General features: G+C 41.9%; 20 protein-coding genes and 2 pseudogenes. 10 read left to right on the top strand and 12 right to left on the bottom strand.

Annotated elements, in window-relative coordinates:
* The first annotated feature begins 229 nt into the window (after positions 1–229).
* The 4 genes from PLL47_RS14970 to PLL47_RS08975 all read left to right on the top strand — a co-directional run bounded on the left by PLL47_RS14970 (position 230) and on the right by PLL47_RS08975 (position 5,073).
* Positions 230–337, top strand: coding sequence for a KUP/HAK/KT family potassium transporter (locus PLL47_RS14970; protein ID WP_502883690.1), 108 nt, complete (start codon positions 230–232; stop codon positions 335–337).
* A 288-nt stretch (positions 338–625) separates the two neighbouring features.
* The gene (locus tag PLL47_RS08965) at positions 626–2,437 is read left to right on the top strand and encodes a KUP/HAK/KT family potassium transporter (RefSeq protein ID WP_324445854.1); all 1,812 of its coding nucleotides are present in this window, start codon (positions 626–628) and stop codon (positions 2,435–2,437) included.
* Between the two features lie 566 nt (positions 2,438–3,003).
* Positions 3,004–3,678 carry a rhodanese-like domain-containing protein gene (locus PLL47_RS08970; protein ID WP_324445855.1) on the top strand — a complete coding sequence of 225 codons (675 nt, stop codon included), beginning with the start codon at positions 3,004–3,006 and terminating at the stop codon, positions 3,676–3,678.
* Positions 3,679–4,110: 432 nt separating this feature from the next.
* On the top strand, positions 4,111–5,073 hold the full coding sequence (locus PLL47_RS08975; protein WP_324445856.1) for a hypothetical protein: 963 nt from the start codon (positions 4,111–4,113) through the stop codon (positions 5,071–5,073).
* A 319-nt stretch (positions 5,074–5,392) separates the two neighbouring features.
* On the opposite strand, the gene PLL47_RS08980 is transcribed toward PLL47_RS08975, so the two are convergent.
* A complete protein-coding gene (locus PLL47_RS08980; RefSeq protein ID WP_324445857.1) occupies positions 5,393–6,283 on the bottom strand; it encodes a PGF-pre-PGF domain-containing protein in 891 nt (296 codons plus the stop codon).
* A 302-nt stretch (positions 6,284–6,585) separates the two neighbouring features.
* On the opposite strand from PLL47_RS08980, the gene PLL47_RS08985 reads away from it, so the two are divergent.
* A complete protein-coding gene (locus PLL47_RS08985) occupies positions 6,586–7,134 on the top strand; it encodes a hypothetical protein (RefSeq protein WP_324445858.1) in 549 nt (182 codons plus the stop codon).
* Positions 7,135–7,527: 393 nt separating this feature from the next.
* The gene (locus tag PLL47_RS08990) at positions 7,528–7,926 is read left to right on the top strand and encodes a secondary thiamine-phosphate synthase enzyme YjbQ (RefSeq protein ID WP_324445859.1); all 399 of its coding nucleotides are present in this window, start codon (positions 7,528–7,530) and stop codon (positions 7,924–7,926) included.
* An 84-nt stretch (positions 7,927–8,010) separates the two neighbouring features.
* Here the strand turns inward: PLL47_RS08990 and purF are convergent, their stop codons facing one another.
* The 3 genes from purF to PLL47_RS09005 all read right to left on the bottom strand — a co-directional run bounded on the left by purF (position 8,011) and on the right by PLL47_RS09005 (position 10,048).
* Positions 8,011–9,468: an amidophosphoribosyltransferase gene (purF, locus tag PLL47_RS08995; RefSeq protein ID WP_324445860.1), complete on the bottom strand. Its 1,458-nt coding sequence runs from the start codon at positions 9,466–9,468 to the stop codon at positions 8,011–8,013.
* A gap of 49 nt (positions 9,469–9,517) precedes the next feature.
* A complete protein-coding gene (locus PLL47_RS09000; RefSeq protein ID WP_324445861.1) occupies positions 9,518–9,688 on the bottom strand; it encodes a 50S ribosomal protein L37e in 171 nt (56 codons plus the stop codon).
* A gap of 141 nt (positions 9,689–9,829) precedes the next feature.
* Positions 9,830–10,048, bottom strand: coding sequence for an LSm family protein (locus PLL47_RS09005; RefSeq protein WP_011032293.1), 219 nt, complete (start codon positions 10,046–10,048; stop codon positions 9,830–9,832).
* Positions 10,049–10,491: 443 nt separating this feature from the next.
* Between PLL47_RS09005 and thiD the strand changes: the two genes are divergently transcribed.
* Both thiD and PLL47_RS09015 read left to right on the top strand, forming a co-directional pair.
* Complete coding sequence (gene thiD, locus PLL47_RS09010; protein ID WP_324445862.1) at positions 10,492–11,838, top strand: bifunctional hydroxymethylpyrimidine kinase/phosphomethylpyrimidine kinase; 1,347 nt, start codon at positions 10,492–10,494, stop codon at positions 11,836–11,838.
* Between the two features lie 207 nt (positions 11,839–12,045).
* Complete coding sequence (locus PLL47_RS09015; RefSeq protein WP_324445863.1) at positions 12,046–13,344, top strand: TrpB-like pyridoxal phosphate-dependent enzyme; 1,299 nt, start codon at positions 12,046–12,048, stop codon at positions 13,342–13,344.
* A 182-nt stretch (positions 13,345–13,526) separates the two neighbouring features.
* Here the strand turns inward: PLL47_RS09015 and PLL47_RS09020 are convergent, their stop codons facing one another.
* The 8 genes from PLL47_RS09020 to PLL47_RS09055 all read right to left on the bottom strand — a co-directional run bounded on the left by PLL47_RS09020 (position 13,527) and on the right by PLL47_RS09055 (position 24,208).
* Positions 13,527–13,937: a DUF1699 family protein gene (locus PLL47_RS09020; protein ID WP_324445864.1), complete on the bottom strand. Its 411-nt coding sequence runs from the start codon at positions 13,935–13,937 to the stop codon at positions 13,527–13,529.
* Between the two features lie 403 nt (positions 13,938–14,340).
* Positions 14,341–14,754, bottom strand: coding sequence for a DUF1699 family protein (locus PLL47_RS09025; RefSeq protein WP_324445865.1), 414 nt, complete (start codon positions 14,752–14,754; stop codon positions 14,341–14,343).
* 103 nt (positions 14,755–14,857) lie between these two features.
* Positions 14,858–16,159: a histidinol dehydrogenase gene (gene hisD / locus PLL47_RS09030; RefSeq protein ID WP_324445866.1), complete on the bottom strand. Its 1,302-nt coding sequence runs from the start codon at positions 16,157–16,159 to the stop codon at positions 14,858–14,860.
* Between the two features lie 538 nt (positions 16,160–16,697).
* Complete coding sequence (locus PLL47_RS09035; protein ID WP_324445867.1) at positions 16,698–18,890, bottom strand: ATP-dependent DNA helicase; 2,193 nt, start codon at positions 18,888–18,890, stop codon at positions 16,698–16,700.
* Positions 18,891–19,041: 151 nt separating this feature from the next.
* Positions 19,042–20,808, bottom strand: coding sequence for a ribosome biogenesis/translation initiation ATPase RLI (locus PLL47_RS09040; protein WP_324445868.1), 1,767 nt, complete (start codon positions 20,806–20,808; stop codon positions 19,042–19,044).
* 435 nt (positions 20,809–21,243) lie between these two features.
* Positions 21,244–21,651 (bottom strand): EMC6-like membrane protein, encoded by a 408-nt coding sequence (locus PLL47_RS09045; RefSeq protein ID WP_324445869.1) that lies wholly within the window; start codon positions 21,649–21,651, stop codon positions 21,244–21,246.
* Positions 21,652–21,793: 142 nt separating this feature from the next.
* Positions 21,794–22,813 carry an MBL fold metallo-hydrolase gene (locus tag PLL47_RS09050; protein WP_324445870.1) on the bottom strand — a complete coding sequence of 340 codons (1,020 nt, stop codon included), beginning with the start codon at positions 22,811–22,813 and terminating at the stop codon, positions 21,794–21,796.
* Positions 22,814–22,891: 78 nt separating this feature from the next.
* On the bottom strand, positions 22,892–24,208 hold the full coding sequence (locus PLL47_RS09055; RefSeq protein WP_324445871.1) for an APC family permease: 1,317 nt from the start codon (positions 24,206–24,208) through the stop codon (positions 22,892–22,894).
* 272 nt (positions 24,209–24,480) lie between these two features.
* Between PLL47_RS09055 and PLL47_RS09060 the strand changes: the two are divergent.
* Together PLL47_RS09060 and PLL47_RS14975 are read left to right on the top strand one after the other, a co-directional pair.
* Positions 24,481–24,627 (top strand): annotated as a pseudogene (locus PLL47_RS09060) (IS701 family transposase); the annotation flags it as partial.
* Positions 24,623–24,762: pseudogene (locus PLL47_RS14975) on the top strand (IS701 family transposase); the annotation flags it as partial. The pseudogenes PLL47_RS09060 and PLL47_RS14975, both read left to right, overlap by 5 nt.
* Positions 24,763–24,818: the final 56 nt, after the last annotated feature.

Genomic DNA, 24,818 nt, shown 5'->3' on the forward strand with positions numbered 1-24,818 from the left:
AAAATAATATTATTTATGAAAATAATATCTTTATTTCAATTGTCAGGCTTGACACCCCTTTAGGTGTGGAAAGTTCTTTTACAGAAGGGCCCGGTAAAAGGATTACAGGTTTTTGAGATAAGAGCAGGTTATATGGAAGTTATTGATGTTGCAGAAATTCTGAAAGAAAAAGGCATTTACGGAAAAAACTATCTTTTACGGCATAGAAGACATATTTACCGAGAATTTAATATGGAAAGTTTTTTCCTTTATTAAAAGAAATTCCCCTTCTGTTGTCCAGTTCTACAGGCTTCCTATGGATGAGCTTCATGGAGTCATGACGAGGTTTGAGATGTGAAATCTCAATATCTATCGAGATGAACGCGATCTTTATATATGAAAAAGTAATTCTCCGACCTATATTTTATTAATTCGTAGTTTACTGTTAGCTTATTGGCTAAAAAAGAGACGAAATCTATATGAAAACAGTAAATTTGAAAGTCAAAAGTTCAGTAAAATTCCACTTTCTTTTTTCCCATTCAGGACAGAAAAATCAAAGTTTATCGTGTATTAATTTGAGTCATAATATTTTTCGTCTCAGATTTCATTTTATCCTGTAGATTCCCGAAAAAATAGGTGATACATCGTGTTTTCCAAAGCTGAATTAAGGGGAATTGTAAATTCTATGGGACTTGTTTTTGGAGATATAGGAACAAGCCCAATTTACACTTTAACAGTCATATTTCTCCTTACAAGACCCACAGAGGCTCATGTAATAGGAGTTTTATCATTAATCATCTGGACATTAATCATACTCGTAACTATGGAATACGCCTGGCTTGCCATGAGCCTGGGTAAAAAAGGTGAAGGAGGAACGATCGTCTTAAAAGAGATTCTGCTTCCCCTTCTGAAATCAGGAAGAAGTGTGTCTTTTATTACGTTACTGGCCTATGTAGGGACTTCGTTCCTTATCGGAGACGGTGTAATTACACCTGCAATAAGCATACTGAGTGCTGTTGAAGGAATTCGGATTATATCTGGATTTGAGACTACAGGACAGGGCACTCTAATGTTAATTGCCAGTCTGATTGCTATAGTTCTTTTTTCTGTCCAGAAAAGGGGGTCTGAAAAAATTGCATGGGCATTTGGACCAATAATGGTTGTCTGGTTTTTAACCCTTGCAGTCTCAGGTATTTTCTCAATAATTTATACACCAGGTGTATTAAAGGCTATAAATCCGTATTATGCCATTGACTTTCTATCAAATAATGGAATTGTAGGCTTTTTTGTGTTATCTGAAGTTACCCTTTGTTGTACGGGCGGAGAGGCATTATATGCCGATATGGGTCATCTGGGAAGAGAGCCAATTTTAAAAGCCTGGAGACTGGTATTTTTTGCTTTAGTTTTTAATTACCTGGGACAGGGAGCATTCGTTATTCGAAACCCCGAAGCAAGAAACGTTTTGTTCGAAATGATAAATCATCAGGTGCATATTGTATATATTCCATTCCTTATTCTGAGCATCGTAGCAACGATTATTGCCTCACAGGCTATGATTAGCGGCGTATTTTCAATAGTTTATCAGGGAATTACGACAAGGATAATGCCGATGTTAAAAATTGATTACACATCCGGAGAAATGAAGTCACAGATATATATAAGTACAGTAAACTGGATGCTCCTGATCTCCGTACTATATATGATATTTATATTTAAAGAATCGAGCAGGCTTGCGGCTGCGTATGGGCTGGCAGTTACCGGAACCATGACGATTACGGGCTTGCTGATGACTTCGATATTTTATCACAGAAAACAGATCCCAAAAGCCATTATTTCGCTATTTATAACATTTGTTGACGTAGTATTCCTTCTTTCAAATACCTATAAGATACCCCATGGAGGTTACTGGTCTGTAATCATAGCAGCTTTTGTCTTTTCTCTGATTGTGATTTATACTGCCGGACAGGAGAGACTCTATGAATTAATGAAGCTAATGAAGACTGAGAATTTCCTTGAAAAGTATAACCATGTATATGCTACTCAAAATAAAATTAGTGGAACTGCTCTTTTTTTTGCACGAGATGTAACCAGAATTCCTCAATACATTTCTCATGTAATGTTTAAAAATAATATTATTTATGAAAACAATATCTTTATTTCAATTATCAAGTCTGACAGCCCTTTTGGAGTAGAAAGTTCGTTCAAGAAAGAACTGGCAAAAGGACTGAGGTTATTTGAAATAAAGATGGGCTATATGGAAATTATTGATGTAGAACAAATTCTAAAAGACAATGGCATTACTGAAAAAACAATTTTTTATGGAATAGAAGATATATTTACTAACAACCTGATATGGAAAATTTTTTCAGTTATAAAGAAGCTTTCCCCTTCTTTTGTCCAGTTCTACAGGCTCCCTCCTGAAGAGCTTCATGGGGTTATGACAAGGTTTGAGATGTAATCTCAGATCGAAATTCCCTTCCATTTTCTGCCTATTCTTTTTTCTTCCAGTAATTTGCAGTTAACGGATTGATATATCCGGGAAACCTGACTGAAATCTCATATTTTTTCTTTTCTGCTGCGTTTACCATAATTGAGAAATTAAATTTGATAAAGGAAATCTAATTTTTGCCGTGAGTTTAACAGTAATTTTTTGAGTTTGAGATAAAAGGCTCACTTTAACTGACAATACATAGGGAAACCGCTATAATGAAAAAATAAGTTAGAGAATATATAAAAAATGATTATTATAGGTATTAAATATTCCTACTATGATATATATCTGAAGTAATTACAGTAAATAATTATTAAATTCCAGATTCAGGGTTCTTGCTTTTTTGTACCAGCTAATCATACAATTCGGCATGCATTAAGGATATTTGTAAAATTTCTATATAAAACAAATAGCTGCCACTTCCGGGTACTGATTCTGAAAGCGGATTTTAATAATGGTTAATAAGTTTGAGGAATTATCCCGATAATCTGGGTTTTAAGTAGGGATAAATTGGCGAAAGTGGAGGAATATAATTGAATAAAAAGTGTTTATTGTTTTTTGCTGCGGTTCTTATAACGCTTCTCATAATCTTACCGGGAATTGCGGCAGCAGAGAGTAATGCATATACAAATAATGCATATACAAATATAAGTGCCAGTACTGCAAAGCAGATGCTCAAAAATAACGAGGTAGTTGTAATAGATGTTCGCGTTGAGAAAGAGTTCAATGCAGCTCATCTTAATGGGGCAGTACTGGTACCTGTAAAGAATCTTGGCACTCCAAAATATTTTTCTGAGGGCGATTTCCTGACTAAAGTAAAAGAAAGCGGGATCACAAATGACAAAAAGGTACTTGTTTACTGCTTGAGTGGAAGCCGAAGCGAGAATGCCAGCCAATATCTTGCAAATAATGGATACACTGTCTATAACATGAAGGGTGGCATCCAGGCATGGATAGATGCCGGATATTCGGTTGTATCTACTTTTGTAGATATCTCAGATGTGGATGACTGCATCAAGCATGCTCTCAATGCACAGATCAACTGCGTATTCGTGCTCCTTGAAAATGGATGTGATAAGGAAGCCAGGGAAAGACTTGATAAATTCAATCTTTTTGTTGACAAGATGAAAGAGATTAACAGGATAAATAATGATCAGGCTATTTACTTAAAAGCTGAAGCAGAGTTTATAAGAAAAATGATTATATAATTCTCTCCATCTTTTTTTATTTTTTTCATGTTTTTTTGCGTATTTCTCTTTTTTCGCAGCTGCCGGACAGGAGGGTAGAGGCATTATAGACATGCTTTAATTAAAGGCAGTCTCAGGTAAAAGAGAGAGCTTATTTAACTGACAGTCTGCCCATAATCCATTGTGTCACAGGGAAAAGAAGCTGAATAACTTCTTCCTATTAAATGATCGATGAACCGTTATTTCGAAGAATACATTGTTTACATTCTTTACCCCTAGTAATACTAAAATTCTTTTTTGTATGAAAAAGTATTTATCTATGTAATCTTAATATTATATGTTAAAATTATACAGGAGTATAGTATTACATATTGAATTAGTAGTATGGGGAAAACGGGGTCAATTGCAAGGGGTGGCTCAATGAAATAGAAAACTCAGGGAACAGGAGCAAAAATGGCTTATCCTCAGAAAAAAGCCAGTTTGCAAGTACATGATATGCAGGAAAAATTGCCCTCTTCAACTTCACCGTCCTCGTATCTTGTCCCTGCACTTGCTCCTGTTTCGTTTCCTGCTCCCTGCTATCTGTTTTTTTCTCCAGGGATTCTTCAGCTTAACCTTAATATTTATCGGGAGCCCGTAATAAAAGCCCTTATTAAAGAACACAGTGAGGACCTTTACCGGCTGATTAAAAAGGTGCACTTTGACGGAAAATATTACAGGGTAAAAAGTGTGCGCTCTGGAGAATGGGAGTACTGCTTGGAACTGGCAGTCAGGATACAGTTTTTTGGAAAGCTTCAGGGCCTGGCTTTTGAACCGAAGAAGAGATTTTCCAGAAAAAATAAGAAAACAATCTACAGATCCCTTATCCTGGTAAATCCTCACGAACTGTGGGATAAGGAACTGGTCAAAAGGTTGTGGAGCATCCAGGAAAGGATCGAATTTCTAATTGCTAAAATCCTCTTTCACGAATGTATACATGTCTTTATCTTTCTGGGAAAAACTCTGCCTTCAGGTTTCAGGAAGACGGATATTTTCCTTGAATTCCTGGAGATGCTTGAGTTTGCAAATTCCGGTAAAATCTGCCCTGAAAGCTTCAGTGTCAAGTCCAGCCTCCGGAATCTGGCTGCCCTTTCCATGGACCTTCCAGAAAGCTCCGGAGAAAAGCCGGATATGGTTTCAGAAATATACGAATTTCTGATCCATGAAAAATACAGAATCAAAAAAACCGATAAGGCTTTCGGTCTCTCGTGGAGCAACCGTAAAATATCTCATAACTATGCCAGGATGGCTGCCCTTAAGATCGCACCCTGTTCTGAATTTAATAAAAAAGATTGGGAGAAAGAAGTATGCAAACTGAAAAGGGATTTGAAAAAACTTTATGACAGAATCGATGACAATTATGTTTCCTTTTTATGAATAACTCTCTTAAATAGCATTTTTTACCCTTTCCTTCCAGCAATGCCTTCAGATTTTTCCCTTCTTCTTTCATATGCAGCCTGACAGCCGCAGCTCTCTTTTTAGCATGCATTGAAACTAAACCGCCAAACCGAAAAGAAAGCGTGGCAGTAAAAACACTTCCCCCATTGGAAGGCTTTATGGAAAATGAACCACCAGAACAGATAATGGACTCCGGAAACATTACCTTATACTCGATCAGTTCATTCCGTACACAGTTTGTAATCTCAAAGCTTATTTTTTTATATTTACGCTGCTGCCTCACAAAAAATAAGGGAAATTAGTTTCCCTTAAGATATGCGAGAATCATTTCAAGTATATGTATTATATCACTTTTTGTTATCTCATTTGTTTCTTCTTCAGAACTGTTATTTTCAGTTACGTTTGACTGTTTAAGGACTTTATCTACAGTTATTGTTTTGCTTGTAATTGCAAATGTAGAATATTCTGATACTTCAGCTGTGAAATAGATATACTGAGAATCTTCACCTGTTATAGTGATTGGTACTTCTACCCATTTACCATCATCATACATATTCAGGACAATTGCTGAAGAATCAAGACCATTTGCTTCAAGCCATGTCTTTTCAACTTTGAAATCAACAGCTGCGTCTTCAATATCATTTACATTGTCACTGTCAATCCATATATTGAATGACTTGTAAATATCACCTGCTGGTTTCTCAACTAAAGATGTATCATCTTTCAGATCTTCGATAACAACTTTTGCCTCGCCTGAGCCTGTTGTTGATTCAAAATATATATTGTTGACAACTGAATTGTCATTCTTAACATCAACAGTTACAGTCTGGCTGTTATCTATGTTTACTTTTGTTGTTTCTACATACTGGATATTGGTCTGTGACGAATCATTTATAACGGTGTCATCATCCGAAGTTATGTATGTATCATGATCTGTTGATATATTTGTAACATCGTTATCTGTTGATATTACTGTAGTATCAACTACAACCGAATCATCTGCAACAATAGTATCTTCTTTTTCGACAGAATCGTCGTTAGTGTCATCAGAAACATCAACAACGGTAATTTCATCTTCAATAGTCGAATTGTCTCCTGATGAATTTGCCTTCGCCCCTGCAATAGCGCACGGGAGTACAGCCCCAAAAACAAGGACCGAAATTAATAATATCGAAAGATGTTTTTTCATACTCTACACCTCTTTCCAGGGGTATTACCCGCAGAATTTTTTTGCCAGATATATTTTTCAAAATTTTGACTGTTGGTCTCACCAGGAACTATTTTTCTCCAATAAGTACGTCTGGGGTTATTGAGCCTATGGTTTAATTCACTTTCGGCTGACATTGCAGCCCACCTATGTGAATTCAGCCATCTGATAGTGTTTTTTTAGAAACAGGATAATATTTTTTGTACATCTCCAGGCTTTTCCTGTGTGCTGCTGGGAATACTGACAAAAAATATAGACTTAAGGAATGGCAATTTAGCTGGCAGTTGATAAGAAACGGAATATATCACGGTACCGGAATGGCAGTTATGATGCAGGTAGCCGGCCTGGCATATGCAGATCCGGATGGAGTTTCTCCTATTGTGCCTGAGCTCACAAATATTCAGGTATTCAGGCTCATGGCCAGCCAGACATACAGCCTTTCCTTATATCCGTATACTCCAGACTATCACTACTGGAGCGGAGATCTCAACGGCCTTTATTATGTTAACGAAAGCCAGTTACTCAATCTCACCTTGACAGGGGGATCTATCCCCTTCACGCCGAAGTATATGGATCAATATATGGCTGGTCTGATGGGTAATGTGGAAGGATATGAAATAGATCCTTCAAAAGTAGACTCTCAGGTTCTTTATGTCGGACTCGGAGGAGGATTTGGCGATTACGGGTCCTGGTGGTATGAAAATGAGGCTGGCAAAACAAACAGCAGGGTTACTTCCATGAAATGGAATGACCAGGGGCATGCCAGTCTGTTGATTGATTACAACTCTCCTGAGCTGTGGGCACTTATATATAACTGGATGAAAGACAGCTGAGCATGAAAAAGGAATCGGGTGAATTAAAATACTCCATCTGCTGTACTGGCAGCTCCTGAACCTCAGAAAACAAAATAATAATTAATGGAGAGTTACTGGCTTCTGGCTCATCAGGCTGCAAGCCCTTTTACTCTTCCAATATTTACTCTTCAAAAGGTATCTCAGTAATACTTTGCCTGTATGATTTCTGATGTTCCAGTATAGCAGGACTTATGCATTTGTCGCAAGGAAAGAAAATGCGTAAGCCTATTTAGCTATATGTTTACCTGCCGAAAGCAGGTTAAATAAAAAGAGACAGAAGAGACAAAAAGATTTGAAGCAAAGAGATAATATTAACTCAAAAAGCTTTCAGGAAAAAATACAGCAGAGAAAACAAAATTAGGAGGGAAGGGCTTGAAGCTAAATATAGAGACATCAAAGCGCATAGAGCTGATAGATATCACCCCAGAGGTGCAGGAAGAGGTAAGAATAAGCGGGATACAGGAAGGCGCATGCATTATCAGCACCAGGCATACGACTGCGGGAATAATAGTCAATGAAAATGAAAACGGGCTCAGAGAAGATATCCTGAATTTGCTGAACAGGCTTGTGCCTCCAGGAGCCGGGTACAGGCACGACAGAATAGACAATAACGCTGATTCGCACCTCAAAGCCGTACTGCTAGGATCAAGTGAAGCCCTGCCGGTTGTACAGGGAAAACTGGAACTTGGCACATGGCAGAGTATTTTTTTTGCAGAGATGGACGGCCCGAGGCACAGAACAGTAAATTTAACGATATTAAAGACAGAATAAGGGCAGAAGACCGGAAAACTGCGGAAAAAAGAAGTAAAAAAGAAAATAAAGAGGTAAAAAGTGAGAAAAGTAAGAAGGAAGTCCTTAAAGGCTGTCTGAAGAGACTCCCTGAGAAGATCTTTTAGTCTTACTGAAATCATCCAGACGAGTCTGTTTTTTTCTGCATTTCTCGCCCGGAATTTCTACAGGATACTCGCCTGTAAGGCAGCCGATGCACATATCGTTCTTATCACACTCAAGAGCCCTCATGAGCCCGTCAATGCTGAGATACCCGAGAGAATCAGCGCTTATGAGCCCTTCAACCTCTTTTATAGTCTTGTACGAGGCGATAAGTTCCTGCCTGGTTGCCATATCGATTCCTAGATAACAGGGAGCAATAATTGCCGGGCTTCCAACTCTTGCATGGACTTCAGATGCACCCGCTTTCCTGACCATATCTATGATACGTCTGGAGGTTGTGCCCCGGACAATGCTGTCGTCTACAAGAACCACACGCTTGCCTTTGACGTTTTCCTGAATGGCGTTCATTTTAAGCCTGACTGCAGTTTCACGCAGGTCCTGACCAGGAAGAATAAAGGTACGCCCTATATAGCGGTTCTTCATAAGCCCTTCCAGGTACATGGTACCGGATTCCCTTGCATAGCCGATTGCAGACGTGATTCCCGAGTCAGGGACAGGAGAAACAATATCTGCGTCTACATGGTGTTCGCGGGCAAGTTCCCTTCCGATTCTTTCCCTGACCGCGTAGACCAGCTTGCCGTCTATAACGGAGTCTGGCCTCGCAAAGTAGATGAACTCGAAAACACAGTGTGCCGGATGGGGCTCGTTTGTAAGCTGGTGGCTTTCAAAACCTGAGCCTGTAAAGACCATAACCTCGCCCGGTTTGACGTCCCTTATAAGGGTGCCGTTCAGGGTATCGATGGCTACGCTTTCGGAAAAAACTCCATATCCACCGTCAACTTCTCCAAAACAGAGAGGTTTGAACCCGAAAGGATCTCTGACAGCGTAGATTGCGCCATTGATGAAAATGACAAGGGAGTAAGAGCCAACAAGCTTGCGCATTACATTCCTGATAGACTCGATTGGATCGTGCTTTATCAGTTCTTTCACAAGCAGATGGCCTATAACCTCGGTATCGGAATCACTGATAAAAATCCTGCCTTCGTTTTCCAGCTCGTCTTTGAGTACTCGGGCATTAACAAGGTTCCCGTTATGGGCAATGGCAACTGTCCCGCCCTTGAAGTTCAGAATAAAAGGCTGACAGTTTTCAATTTTTGAACCGCCAGTCGTGGAGTAACGGACATGCCCGACTCCTGCGTTCCCGATCAGACGCCCGAGAGAATCCTTGTTGTATACATCAGGTACAAGCCCCATCCCTTTGATAGAGAGCGGGTTTGTGCCATTGTGCACCATTATACCTGTTGATTCCTGTCCTCTGTGCTGGAGGGCATAAAGGGCATAGTAAAGCTTGAATGCGACAGCATTAGACTTGGGCCTGTCGCCAGGGAGGATTATTCCTGCAACCCCGCATTCTTCTTTCAATTTTGACCTCCGGTGCAGGTAAAAAGTAGAGAAAATTGAACAGGCAGGTTTAGTATTTGCACTTTGCCTGCCACTTGTATGTTCTCATGCGGGATGTCTTTCCAAAGCCACATGAAGTACACTGTTTTGTATGCACGTTGAATGAAACGCTGCCGCAGCGCCTGCATTTGGCGTGGGTGCGCTTCTGCCTTTTTCCCATTGATGCCGTACCTTTACTCATTCCTAAATCTCCTGATAAAAATCAATCTAGCATGTAATATTCGGTAATTCGAAGCGATTTCGTTTTTCTGAATTCATCTCAGTCATACAGGTCTTACTGCTCACCGAGGGTAACGATAATAGACGAAGTGCTTGATATAGATTACGGAGATACGTATACGACGTTGTCACCGCGAATAACGACACTGCTGAATTTACTTACGACTTCTCCTTCTCTTAATTCTTCAGCATTGTCAAGCACGAGATTCATGTGAATATCGTATCCTTTCAGCTCGCCCCTAAACTCACGTGCGCCTTTCAATCTAACAATAACGGGTGTGTCCAGTGCGTTGTTCAAAATATCCAGAGGTCGGTTTGCCATCCTTACAATCCCCTTAAAACATTATAAATCAAGTCATTATCTATATCAATATAAATAGTTAATCCAGACTTAAACTGATCGCCGCGCTTAAGAATTTGATTATTTGCATCAAACTCGTAAATACAATATATAAATGTATCGAAGAACTGCCTCCGTTTTAATCTCCAGCATATAAATGGACGCAAAATATAAGAAAATGTCTTTTGAAGGAAAATAAAATGTTGCCGAAATATTTTCATCAGGACTAAAGAAGTACTTCTAAAAATTTTCAATAAATAATCCCTTCAAAAAGCAGTGTTTTAAAAAATATTTGGAGAATAGAATATCTCTAGAATTCAGATTGCTGGAAATCAGTTTCTTCAAAAGCCAAATACATGATAATCTTTATGAAACATAGATAATCCAGGATAAAACAAAAAATGAAAAATCAAAAAGAGGATACAATGACAGAAAAGACCCCGGTGCTCAAAACCCCTGTTGTGATGACTATTGCAGGTTCGGATTCAGGAGGAGGAGCAGGAATTGCTGCTGACCTTAAAACCTTTGCAGCATTTGGAGTCCACGGAACCTGCTCTATCACCTCAGTAACTGCCCAGAATACCACAGGGGTCCTTAATACATTTGACCTTGCCCCTGAAGCTGTTGCAGACCAGATCGAAGCTGTCTGTATGGATATGGATGTTAAATGGGCAAAGAGCGGAATGCTTGCCTCTTCAGAGATAGTAAAAGAGGTTGCAAAGCAGGTAAAAAAACACAGTCTTTCCCTCGTGCTTGACCCTGTCATGGCTGCTGAAGCCGGAGGTAACCTCCTGCGAAAAGAAGCCCTTTCAGTACTTATTGAAGAACTGCTGCCTATCTGTAAGGTTACAACTCCAAATGCCTCAGAAGCAGGCGCACTTGCAGGAATCCCTGTCAAAACCCATGAAGATGCAAAACTTGCGGCAAGGAAAATTGCAGACCTTGGAGTAGAATCCGTAATTGTTACAGGAGGGCATATAGACGCAACCGACCTCATCTATGAATCAGGCTCCGGTAAATTTACCCGCGTTCCGGGAACTTTTGTCAAAGGAGGAACACATGGTTCAGGATGCACTTATTCTGCATCAATAGCTTCCTGCCTTGCCTGGGGTGACAATCTGGAAACTGCTGCAAAAAAGGCAAAATTATTTGTAGAGCAGGCAATCGTGAGGAGCGTACCGGTGGGAAATGGAGTGGGCCCTGTAAATCCTCTTGGAAGAACCATTGAAGAAAAAGACCGGTATCTTGCTCTGCAGGATGTAAAAGAAGCAGTTTCAATCCTTGAAGACAGCCCTGAATTTGCAAAACTCATCCCCGAGGTTGGCTGCAACATAGGAATGGCAATTCCAGGAGCCAGAACTTATGAGGATATAGCGGCTGTGGAGGGCAGGATAGTCAGGCACAGAGGAAAGGCATATCCTGTGGGGTGCATTAATTTTGGAGCAAGCAGACACGTAGCAGGGATTATTCTTGCAGCGCTTCGTGCGAAGACTGATATTAAAGCTGCTATTAATGTAAAATATTCTGAAGAAATTCTTGAATCCTGCAAAGAGCTGGGGCTTGGAATCTCTTCTTTTGACAGGACCGAAGAGCCTGAAAACGTCAGCACCATGGACTGGGGGACTTCGGAGGCAGTCAAAAAGTATGGAGGAGTGCCTGAAGTAATCTATGATAAAGGAGGAATAGGAAAAGAACCTATGGTAAGACTTCTCGGCAGAAGTGCTTCAGAGCTGGCAAAAATTGCAGTGGAGCTTGCCAGAAGGCGTGCGTAAAAGTCAAAAAAATTGACAATTCTTCCCTTATACTCTTTTATTATTTTCTCTGTTCTGCTCTATTTAGTCCATAATTTCCAGTTTCAACAACTCATTTCATTTTTATAAAGTATAACGGTGGGCTTTGTAGATCATAGATGAGAAACAGATAACTCTTAAATACATCAAAGTGCGATTTTGTACAGAAACGATGTGTAGGAGATTTTCATGGAGCAGACAAAGATTATCCTTGACGAAAATGAGATGCCGAAGAAATGGTACAATGTACTGGCTGACCTTCCGTCTCCAATTGACCCGCCTCTGGACCCGAGAACCTGGCAGCCTATAAGCCCGGATGCCCTTGAGCCTGTTTTTGCAAAGGAACTGATAAAGCAGGAGATGAGCAGTGACAGGTACATCAATATCCCCGAGGAAGTGCTTGAGGTTTACAGGCTCTGGAGACCGAGCCCGCTCTTCAGAGCCCACCAGCTGGAAAAGGTCCTCAAGACCCCTGCAAAGATATATTATAAATATGAAGGAGTCAGCCCTGCAGGCAGCCACAAAACAAATACATCAATTGCCCAGGCATATTATAATATGAAAGAAGGCACAGAAAGACTCACAACTGAAACCGGGGCAGGGCAGTGGGGAAGTGCGCTCTCTCTCGCCTGCAACTATTTTGATCTCGAATGCAAGGTCTATATGGTCCGCTCCAGTTATTATCAGAAGCCTTACAGAAAATCCCTCATGACCCTCTGGGGAGGGAATGTTGTCCCATCTCCAAGCCCGGATACGGAGTTTGGAAGAAAGATACTGGAGGAGCAGCCTGACACCCCGGGAAGCCTGGGGATTGCAATAAGTGAAGCCGTTGAGGATGCAGTAACCCACGAGAATACAAAATACACTCTTGGAAGCGTTCTTAACCACGTTGTGCTTCACCAGACCGTTATAGGGTCTGAATGTAAGAAACAGCTTGAGCAGGTGGAAGAGTATCCTGATGTGGTTATAGGGTGCTGTGGAGGAGGAAGCAACCTCGGAGGAATCGGGCTTGAGTTTATTAAAGACAGGCTCGAAGGAAAGCACAGTGCAAGAGTGGTCGCAGTCGAACCCTCAGCCTGCCCCACCCTGACAAAAGGGGAATATAAGTACGATTTCGGTGACACTGCCGAGATGACGCCTCTTCTCAAGATGTACACCCTCGGGCACAAGCATATACCGCCTGCTATCCATGCCGGAGGGCTTCGATATCATGGCGACTCTCCTATCATAAGCAAACTCTGTGCCGAAGGGCTCATGGAAGCGGTTTCATATGACCAGAAAGCTGTCTTTGATGCAGCTGTCCAGTTTGCCAGGACAGAAGGAATAGTCCCTGCACCCGAATCATCCCATGCCATCCGCTGCGCAATTGATGAAGCCCTTGCAGCCAAAAAAGCAGGGGAAGAAAAAGTTATTCTCTTCAACCTCAGCGGGCACGGGCACTTTGACATGGCCTCCTATGACAAATATTTCAGTGGAGAACTTGACTGATTTGCAGGAATGAAAAGTATTTGTTAAACTCAAAAATGTGAAAAAATAAAGCCTGAGATACATAAGCAGGAATAAAAGCTGAGTTTTCAGGCCAAAACATATAAATTAAAGGTATAGAACAGAGATGCCTTCAGGCATCTCCATATTTTACTAGTTTAAAGAACTAGCTTAAAGAGAATTTTTTATAACTCAAGAGGTTTTTTGTTCAGTATATAAAGTATCATCTTCTGGTTAAGTTTGCTTTCTCTGGTCATTTTCTCTGCAATTTTGTCGTTGGGGATTCCTTCTACTTTCATGTTTCTGATTTTATTCATTACTGAAGAAGGAACTGTATAATATTCATTTATATCTTTTCTGTGTCCCCAGACATCTCCTTCAAGCAGTTGAATTTTCTGCATTTCTAAAAACATCTTCATGGACCTCGAAATGGTCCGCTGATATGAGTTAGGAAGCTGGACGATTTCGAGTTTAGGACATGTTTCAACAAGCAGAAAAATATCTTTATTTGAAGGCCTGAACGCAAGATGAATCACCTTTTCGTTCGGGTTTAAGGAGAGAATTTCATCTCTCGAACTTACAACTCTTATTTTCATACTATTCCCCAGACCCTAAATTAAGTTAAATACTGAATAAAGTTTATTATACTGCAATATTTAAATATTTTTCTATGTTTTCATGAATGGTTTGTTCGAACAGCAGAAAGGCAGTTGAAAAAAAGAAAGGCATAAAAGCAATATTGAAAAAGATTAAACGAAAAAAACATCATAGAGATTAAAACTTAACTGAGTTTATTAGAATTAAATAACAAATATAAAAAAGAAGTATTAAATACATTCCAGTAATATCAACAGATGAACGAAAATAAAGTTCCAAAATAGAAAAAACTTTTTAAGACCGGGTCTTAAAAAGCTGGCTGTCCACTCTGAAAATAATCCATTAAAGGCCAGAAAATAGTGACCTGTACCAGAAAGTAAAGAAAAAGCACAAATTTATGCTTCAGGGCAGTTCGATACCTTTTCTGCTAAGGATATAGAGAATCATATCCGAATTAAGCTTGCTTTCTCTTGAAAGCTTTTCAGCAATCATTTCATTTGAGAACCTATCAGCTTTTAATTCCTGAATCTTCTCAAGGACATTCTGGGAAACATTGTAGTATTCGTTTATGTCCTTTCGGTGGCCCCATACGTCCCCTTCCAGAAGATTTATCTTCTGCATTTCCAGGAACATCTCTATTGACTTTGAAACAGTCCTTCTGTAAGATTTAGGAAGCTGTATGGCTTCTATTTTAGGACAGGTTTCAGCGAGCATGAATACATCCTTGTTAGACGGTCTGAAAGCAAGGTGGATAACCTTCTCATTAGGATTCAGGGTAGGAATTTCCTCCCGTGAACTAACCACTCTGATCTTCATATTTTATCCCCACTCTTTATTTAAGATCTAAATTATAATTTATTTAAAAATCAAATTTTGTTTACGCATTTACATTTTATATACATATCGATTAGCAGAAATATTATTTAGGGGGTCTGCACCCGAAACGAGTTCTGATAGCGTCAGCGTGTGCCTTCAGACCCTCTTCCTCGGCTAATGCGATTACAGTTTCTTTCAAACTTTCAAGCCCATTCTTACTGATTTTCTGGATACTGGAATATTTAAGGAAGTGATTTATATTCAGGCCGGAATAAATCTTTGCATATCCTGCTGTGGGGAGCACGTGATTGGTACCGGAGGCATAGTCTCCGACCGGAACAGGAGCATAGTTCCCTATAAAAATCGATCCGGCATTCTTAATTCTGTCAAGAACAAAATCAGAATCTTTCACCATTATCTCAAGGTGTTCGGGAGCAAATTTATTGCTGAAGTCAATGCACTGGTCAAGGGAATCTGTTACAAGAACTGCCGCATTCTCAAGTGAAGTTTTTACAATTTCACTTCTTGCAGTATTTTCTGCCTGAATAAGTACCTCATTTTTCACAGCTTCTGCGAGAGTTTCTGAAGTTGTCACAAGCACAGAGACAGCATTAGGGTCGTGTTCTGCCTGAGCTATGATATCCGAAGCAGCCATAGCAGCATCCGCAGAATCATCCGCTATGATAAGTACTTCACTCGGTCCTGCCGGGAAGTCAATCTCGGCAACATCCCTTATCTGCATTTTGGCAGAGGTCACAAAAACATTTCCAGGACCAACGATTTTGTCAATCTTAGGGACAGTCTCGGTTCCATAAGCCATTGCTCCTATTGCCTGCACGCCTCCGAGCTTGAAGACTTTATCTGCACCTGCGACCTTTGCAGCAGCAAGCGTAAGAGGGTGCACAGAACCGTCAGCTCTCGGAGGAGTGCATACTATAACCTGCTCGACTCCCGCAACCCTGGCAGGAATTACAGTCATCAGCACGGTAGATGGATAGGAAGCCCTTCCTCCGGGAGCATAAGCCCCCACACTTTCAAGAGGCGTTGCTTTCTGCCCAAGGATAACCCCTGGCTGAAGTTCCATAAACCAGGTAGTCTCAGGCATCTGCGCCCTGTGGAAAGCCCGGATATTTTCAGCTGCAATTTTGAGGTGTTCAAGCAGTTCAGGACCGATCTCAGAAAGGGCTTTTTCAAACTCTGCCTCGCTTACTTCAAAATCAGCAAGCTCAACTTTATCGAACTTCTTTGTATACTCTCTGAGGGCAGCATCTCCTTTCATGCGCACATCAGAAAGTACGGCGGAAACGGTTTCTCCAACATCTGCAAGCCCGGACCCCCGGGAAATTAAGCTCTGCATTTCAGCTTCCGAAACTTCAGACAACTTTTTGAATAACATTATAACCATCTCTGAGATTACCCGATAAAACTGCATGTAAACTTATTTCGATACGTCAGGAATAAGTCTGGTATAAAGATATAATCTGATATAATCTGCTCTCATTAAATCCCTGATCTCATTTAATATTTTACCCTGGCTCCGGCAGAAAAGAAGAAAAAGTAAGAAAATTGTCCCGCTCGACGAAGGAGAGCAGCCTGTACCAAAAAGATCAAAAAGAAGAGAACAAGCACGTAAAAATGCGAAAAACTTTAGACTTGCTAAAATTCACCTATGGATTGAAAACCGGGTTTTCGGGACCAATGATTAGTATTACCTCAAGCCTGGAACACATTTCTCCAGTATTTTTTTCTCTTAATTGCGGTACTGGTTCAGATCTAATGTTTGATTCTGTAAACTCCCGCTCCTGTACCTCGCGGCGCAGGGTAGAGAGAAAACTGAAAGCTATTCTCCGAATTTCGGAATAGATTAAATGATTAATCCAGAACCTTAAAAAATTGAGAGACATAAAAGAAAAGATCAAAAGATCAATAATCATAAGCAAAAATCAAAAATCACTGATTGTCCTCTGCCCTTCAGGAGAACCTTTTTCGAGAGGCAAAATATCAGCGACTTCAGGCACTGCTTCTCTTCTTCCGATCTGCTTGAAGATCCTTTCAGCAATTTTGGGACCCACGAGCGCAGCCACCTTCTCAGGAGAAGCCCCTGCAAGGTCTGCTGTGGACTTAAAGCCTGCCTCATAGAGTTTCCTTGCCCTTACACGCCCCACGCTTCTGATATCGAGCAGATCCATAAGTTCCGGGGCTGCCCCGTACCGTATCCTCTTTTCAAGTTCTGCAGCTTCTTTTGCCCCTTTCAGGCCGAGGAGTCCTGCAAGCTGGGAGGTTACATGCATAATCCACTCGGCAATATCTGCAGTTGCGTGGATATCTCCTTCCCCTATACCAAATTTAAGACAGATCTCGTTTTCAGGTTTCTCATGGATCCAGTCCATCAGAAGAATGGAGGTTTTTACCTCTCCCAGGAACCACTCATATTCGACGATGTTGAAGGAGCTTGGAACCTTCGAGAACTCGCCTGCATGTGCCATTACGTAATCATTAACTTCCTGGTAGTCCTGGCTCCGCATATACATGAGGCGCATATCAGGTGTACTGCAAATAAGGTGCAGCAGGGTAAGTTCGGTAAGGGTTCCGGCTTCCCTCAAGCCCTTTGCTATAAGAGCTGCTGAGAGAGGATCAATATAGAGTCTTGATACGAGTTTTCCGAAAACTGTAGAAACAAGGGTATCGGGATCTTTTTCAATCATCCCTTCCTGCCGCAAAAAGTTAAGGCATTCATCCACAACAGTTGAGAGCCCGAAGTTCGAGTACTGGAAAGCGAAAAAGGTTGCTTCAAGAAAATCCATAAGCTCTTCCCTTGTCCGGGCGAACCCGTTTGAGATCGTTGAAAGTACATGCGTCCTGAGGGCATTTTCCGTCCCCAGCTTGGACCATATATCTTCAGCTCCGGCTTCAATGTAATTTTCGAAAAGGAAAACTAACTCCTCATAAGACTTTGCAAGCAGGACAGCTTCTCCGTAGGGGTCAAGCCTTGGCCTTCCTGCTCTTCCTGCCATCTGCTTGTACTCGAGTACAGGTATCGGCTGCATGCCCGCTTCAGAAGAATAGCGCCTGTAGCTCCTTATAATTACACGCCTGGCAGGCAGGTTCAGCCCTGCTGCAAGGGTAGGGGTGCTTGAGATAAGTTTTATTCGCCCTTCCCGAAAACCCGCTTCTACAAGTTCCCTCAGAGGCGTTGTAAGGCCTGCATGGTGGAATGCTGCCCCTGAACGGATACAGGTCGCAAGAACTGATGAAACATCTGTTTCACTGTTTTCCAGAATCTCATCTGCAATACCTGCAAGAGCTTCACGGTCTTCTTTAGACAGGGTTTTTTTAACTGCAGATGCAGCTTTTTTTGCAAACCCCATGCAGTTTTTCCTGCTGCTTTCAAAAACAAGACACTGCCCGCCTTCCCTAATAGTATCAAGAACGAGGTTTATGGCTTCATCTTTTGTAGTCTGCTCAACAGGCTTTTCTCTGCCCTTGCAATAAAAAGTCCCATTATAAAACACTCCTTCCATAAGGTCAGTGGGTCTCCACTCGCTTAGCACAAGATCTGCATCGAGCCAAGCTGCAAGTTCATCGGCATTTCCCACAGTTGCCGAAAGTGCAAGGATCTGGCAGGAAGGGTTCATTCTCCTGAGTTTTGCAAGGGTAACTTCAAGAGTGGGTCCCCTGTCGGGAGAATCAATAAGGTGAACTTCATCTGCCACAACAACCGATATCTCCTGCATCCAGGCAGTCTCGTTCCTGAGCAGAGAATCGGTTTTTTCCGAAGTGGCAACAATAATATCGTTTATGCCGAGCCCTTCGTCCCGCCTGTCGTAGTCTCCTGTTGAGATCCCTACCCTGATGCCCAGTTCGGAAAATTCCTGGAACCGCCTGAACTTTTCGGAAGCAAGAGCTCTGAGAGGTACGATATATAGGGCTTTTCCTCCTGCAAGTATGGATTTCAACATCGCAAGCTCTGCAAGCAGAGTCTTTCCCGAAGCCGTAGGGATTGCAGCAAGCAGGTTTTTCCCTTCAAGCAGTCCCTTTTCAACAGCCTCTGCCTGGGGAGGATAAAGTTCAAGAATCCCGGAATTTTCATAAAAGCGCTTTATTTCATCGGGCAGGTCGAGACTTTCTATTTTCATTGAAAACCAGAAACTCACACATAAGATAAAAAACTATTTTTAAACAGGTTCAGGACAGTTTCCCTGAAAATACTGAGGTTCCTTTTTTAAGAGAACCCCAGAGCTTTTCATAAGTAGAATAAACGTTTTTTCAAAATCACTTCTTAATGGATCAATCCTGAGCGGAATAATAGTAATTTCCGCTTTCTTTCTGCTCCCGGTCAAGCCTTGAGCCAAGGTTGTTTACGCGGGGGCGCCTTGTTTCTTCATCCCTGCGGAAGGTGATGCCAAGGTTTTTCAGGAACCTGTTCATGCCGCTTTCCATGCTGAAAGGCCCGTGGGCTTCACCGTATACCGAGGGCTCGCCTTCAAAAACCAGAAGCCTCTGGCTGATCATATCTATCACGTAAATATCGTGATCAACCACCATAGCAGTTTTCTGGTTGTTTTCGGCAAAACGGTTGATGACTTTGGTGACCATGGAACGCTGTTCCACGTCAAGGTGGGCACTCGGTTCATCAAGGATATAGAGATCTGCTTCCTGGGAAAGGCAGGCTGCAATTGCTACCCTCTGCAGTTCTCCGCCGCTGAGGTCTGTAAGAAGGCTGTCATAAATCTTCTCAAGCTGGAGAGGGTTTGAGATTTCAACCTCATAGTAGCTTGTGCCAAATTTTTTTGTGATGCCCCTTAAGAATTCCTGTACACTCACAGGAGTATCGGCTTTAATGTACTGTGGCTTGTAGGAGATTTTGACCTCGATTCCGGGATCCCCTTCATCCGGCTTTATTTCTCCTGCCAGAACTTTTACAAAAGTTGATTTTCCTATCCCGTTAGGACCAACTATCCCGAGCACCTCTCCTTCACGCAGGTTTCCTCCTGTAGCTTTGAGGGAAAAACCATCCCCAAACTTCTTTGAGAAGCCGTTGAAAGAGATCATGGACTTAAACTGGGCATCTTCCCTTGGAGGATGAACCTCGAACTTGATGGACTCAGGCCGGATCCTGATATTTTCTTCAGGGAGGTAGCCTTTAAGGTACTGATTGATCCCAACACGCACACTTTTCGGAAGAGTAACCACACCAAAACCTGCGGGTTCACCATAGGCTATGTGGATTACATCTGTAAGCATATCAAGAAGTGCAAGGTCGTGCTCGACCACAAGCACCGCCCTGTCTTTCGAAATTTCCTGAATAATGCGGGCTGCATTGATCCTCTGGTAAATATCAAGATATGGGCTTATTTCGTCAAAGAAATAGAACTGAGCATCTTTTGCCGCACAGGCAGCAATTGCAACCCTTTGCAGTTCTCCGCCGCTCAATTCCGCAATATTTCTTCCGATAACGCTTCTGAGGTCAAGAGAGTCGACAAGTTCATCCAGAACGCCCCTTTCATCGGTTTTCTCAAGCAGCTCCGAAGTCCTGCCTTTGAAGGCTTTGGGAATCAGGTCAACGTACTGGGGCTTCTGGGAAACCCTTACCTTTCCGTCCACAACGTCTTTGAAATAGTCATGAAGCGCAGTGCCGGCATAGTGTTCGAGTACTGTGTCCCAGTCTCCTTTTCCCTTCCCGAAATTGGGGACCAGGGCACCTGAGAGGATCTGGACAGAAGTACTTTTTCCTATACCGTTTGGACCCAGAATACCGGTTACTTTTCCTGTCCTCGGTACTGGGAGCCCGAAAAGAGCAAAACCGTTTGGACCGTACCTGTGTGTTGGCTCCTGCAGAGCTTCAGGAAGCCCTATAATCATGATGGCATCAAAAGGACACTTGTTAACGCATATTCCGCAGCCCACGCAGAGTTCCTCGGAGATGACAGGCTTTCCGTCCGCCTCAAAAACAATGGTTTCATCTCCTGTCCTGACTCTGGGACAGTACTTTTCGCACTCTTTGCTGCACCTTCTGGGCTGGCATCTGTCTTTATTAAGTATAGCTATTCTCATATTAGTCCCCGAAAATAACGTTTTTTGATTGGTGAAAGTATAAATGAATTCACTGGTGTGAGTTAATTATGAAAGCTCATCTTATGAGCTCATATAATAAAGTTCAATTAGTTTATGTGATTCCAGTTATTTTTGCATAATTTTAGTTTTTTATCCCATTTACGAACTGTTTTTGTTATGCAAACCTGAAACCAATATGCTTTTGATATCAAAGCACAGGAGTAATGTTGTGAAGCATATAAAGCGGTCAGGCGTATACAGCAATTAACGGTTATGAAATGCCCGCTCTGGTATATGAACCGTTGGAATGTTCCAGGCATGAATTTCATGGAAAGGAAAACAATAAAATAAAGGCAAAACCAGCGGCAAAAGAGCCCGGACAAAAAGGCTATACTTTTTGTAAAAGCCTTTTTTGAAGCCCGGGAAATGATTATTTTAATTCAGGAGCAGAGTCCATGTCACAAGGAAGAAGTCAATGACTATAAACTCGACATAAAACCAGTCTTTAAACTTGAATTCCTTGGTGTTTATTTTAAGCGGGATATAAATGAGCTTCTGGACGTAATATGTGATTCCGATAACAATCATGAGTATGACGTACCAGATCCGGTCTTCGCCTGTTTCGTACTGGTTAAACATTATGAACCCGGCAAGTATTCCGAGTACTGCAGAAACAATTGTTTTTATAATACCTTCCCTGTGAGCTTTCTGCTTCTCTTCAGGGGTCATTTCCTTGATAAAGCTCTTTTTTTCAGGAGCCTCAACTTTTGCAGCAGCGCTTTCTACTGAAGCCGCTGTAACTTTATCAGGCTCCTTTCTGGACTTTGGGTTTTGTTTACTCAACCTGCAATCTCTCCTGAACGACAATTATCTTTCCCGGGAATATAATGTTTACTGAAGCTAAAAGAGTTAAAGCTGGATTACCAGATTTAAATCATCATATTTAAATTTTTAGAACCAAATTATTAGAACTGAGTTTCAGGACTTAAACAAATTCATTGCTTAAAACATTACCGATCTGATCTATGGATATCGAATCGATTCCTATTGAATTTAAATGTTTTGAAAATTTTGAAGGTCTGTGTCCTCCGGGGTGATAAACAAGGGTAACTTCGGGGTTAAGTTTTCTGACCATAGCCTCAAGCCCGCAGGCGTCAAGGTGGTCGCTTATTTTAATGATAGGATAAGGATAATCTGCCCTGCAGCTCAATACATATTTTTTCACATTCCAGGGAAGCTTGTCAAGGTCCCAGGGAGCCACAACAAAAACCTCATCCTCTCCTCCAGAGTCAAGCCCTGCAAGTTCTCCCGCGTCGTCAAGCATGCTCCAGGTAAGTGCCCTTGTCCTTGCTTCCATGCGGATTGCGCCGTTGTAGCCGAAACCTCTCATCAGTTCAACCGCACGCTGGGCTTTTCCGAACTCATAAGCCCCAAAGGCAACCGGACCGCTTTCAAAAAGGGCGCATTTCATGCTTTCCAGGTCGTCCGCAAAGTGGCAGGACGGATCTTCAGGATCGCCGTAATTGGCTTCGGTGATAAGGACGTCACAGGGAGGAAGTTTGCTGGCGTCTTTAACGTCCCCTGTTACCAGGATTCGTGTTCCCACATCATTTTCCCAAAAAAAAGCAGCTGCACCGGCAGTGTGTTCCGTAGGATAGGTCTTTACCTTTGTCCCTTCGATTTCAATTTCTTCCCCGAGCCCGCATGTGCTGCCCACGTATTTTTTATCGTGCCTGATTTCAAGAGCGGTTGCTGTTTTGTCCGTACAGACCGCCCTGGGAGAGAGCATGGCTGATTTTCCGTGATGGTCAGAGTGAGCATGGGTAATAAGATAAGCATCAGGCTGGGGATGTTTTCCCGGAATACGGGTGGTATCTATAGAAAAGGTGCGTAAATCCCCTGCAAGGTCCCTGAAGCGGATTGAGATATGGGGTTTGAAAGTTCCTCGCGAGTTGCGCTGCCTTAGCGCGAGCACTCCAAGGTCAATTAGTTTTTTAGAAATCACGCCAATCCCTGAGGAAATTACACTTAAGATATTTAAGCTTAGGGAAAGTGACAGAGTAGCCTGAGATTTTCCAGGTTTTCAGGAATAAGCTGATACTTCTTTTCCTTCTTTTCCTTCTTTTCCTGCAGGTTTCTCCTTCCCCATAAACCTGAAGTAACCAAGCCCGATCAGAAAGACCGGATATATGATTTTCCAGGTAAAGCCTGAGACCAGAAAACTCAGAGATAGAAACGCGAGGAATGAAACAACCCACTTCTGCCAGCCAGTCTCAGTTTTCCAGTACGCAATTATGATAAAGCCACACAGGAAAATAAAGTTCTGGTTTACAAGAAGCATCATAGACGTAAGAGGAAACTTGAGAATATAGGTTCCCGTTATCAGAAAAACTGACAGGGCATACAGGCTCAAAAGGCTGGACACCGGGATATTCTTTTTTGAAAGCCTTCCGAATACTGCAGGAAAAACTCCTGTTCTGCCTCCGGCATAGATCAGGCGGCTTGCAGTAAAATTCCATGAACACGCGTTTGCTGCAAGCACCACAATAATGAGCCATATCAGAAAGCCTCCCCCCGGAGTAAGGAGAACCAGACCTGAAAGACCAGCAGCTCCTTTAAGGGAAACACCGGCAGCACTGGCTCCTACGCTTATCAGGGCGAGCAGGACATAGATAGCAGCTACAATAACAAAACTAAGCCAGTAAAGGCGGGGAACATTCTTTTCAGGGTCTTTCATTTCTCCCAGGGAAAAAGAAAGGTTCTCCCATCCCAGGAATGCCCAGAAAAGAAGGGCTGTAACATTCCATACCGTATGTGAGCCCACATTCCCGCTCCCGCTCAGGGCTTCTCTGGCAATTCCCAGCCCTGAACCGAGAAAGTCAAGGTTGAAGATAATAATCAGTCCCAGAAGCAGGAAAAGTACGGTTAAAGCCAGGTAATTGATAAGGGTAATAGCTCTTGTCCCGAACAGGTTTGAAACAAACATAAGGGTTACAAGAAGAACTGCACAGAGGGCTGCTCCAGAATCAGAGAGAGAAAAAAGCTGCCGTATATATTCACTTCCAATAAAAGCAATGGCTGGAAGCCCGAATAAGTAAGAGCCTCCTATAAGGTAAGAGACCGAATACCTCCCCCATGGCCCGACTGCTTTCTCGGCATAGCCTGCAAGGCCGGATGTCGAAGGAAATTTCAGGCCAAGCTGAGAGCATATCTGGATCCGCGGGATGGTAACAAATGCTATAAGCAGCCATCCAAGGATTGCTTCATGGACATTTCCGGCTCCAAGAGCCAGGCCGGGCAGAGCCAGAATGCCTGTTCCTATAAGCATGCAGATTGCAAGCCCTATACCCCGCCTGAGGGAAATTGTTTTTTCAAGTTCAGCCATTTTTATCTCTTGCACTATCTGTAAAACTGTCTCTTACATTATCTTTAAAATTATCTCTACATATCTGTGAAATATTCTGTATATATCTGTTCGCAAACAGGCTTTCGGGTTATCATATGAATCATTAAATACGTTTTTCCCTGCAACTTCAGTAAGAGAAAAGAACTGAACATGGAAAACAAATAGAAAAGATATGAAAAAAAGCATTTATAATAGACGGCAAAATAAAATATATGGAGAGCTGCCCGGTAATCAAAGGATATTACCTCGTGATAGGAGGAGGAAAAATCGATTTTCTTATTGCAGCCTCTACCGTTTTTAGTTGTACTGAAGCTGCTCGTTGTCACTCATATTTAGTCAATGCCCCTTCTCATGATTGTTTTACCAGGCTTCTTCAAAATCAATCTCCAGATACAGAATCTTTATGGTCTGAAATTCTCATTAAGAGCTTTCCTCAGACTGGAATTACACAGAGTTAAAAGTGGGATATCGTGGTTTGAAAGTGCTATGAAAATTAGAAGAGTGGCAGTGACTCATATTTAAATAACCCCCTGTACACATTAAACTAATTCATATATAGAGGGAGTTGAGAAAAAACGATATGTGAAGAGTCAACTGCGTAACT

It is taken from the genome of Methanosarcina sp. (assembly GCF_035390745.1).
Lineage (GTDB): Archaea > Halobacteriota > Methanosarcinia > Methanosarcinales > Methanosarcinaceae > Methanosarcina.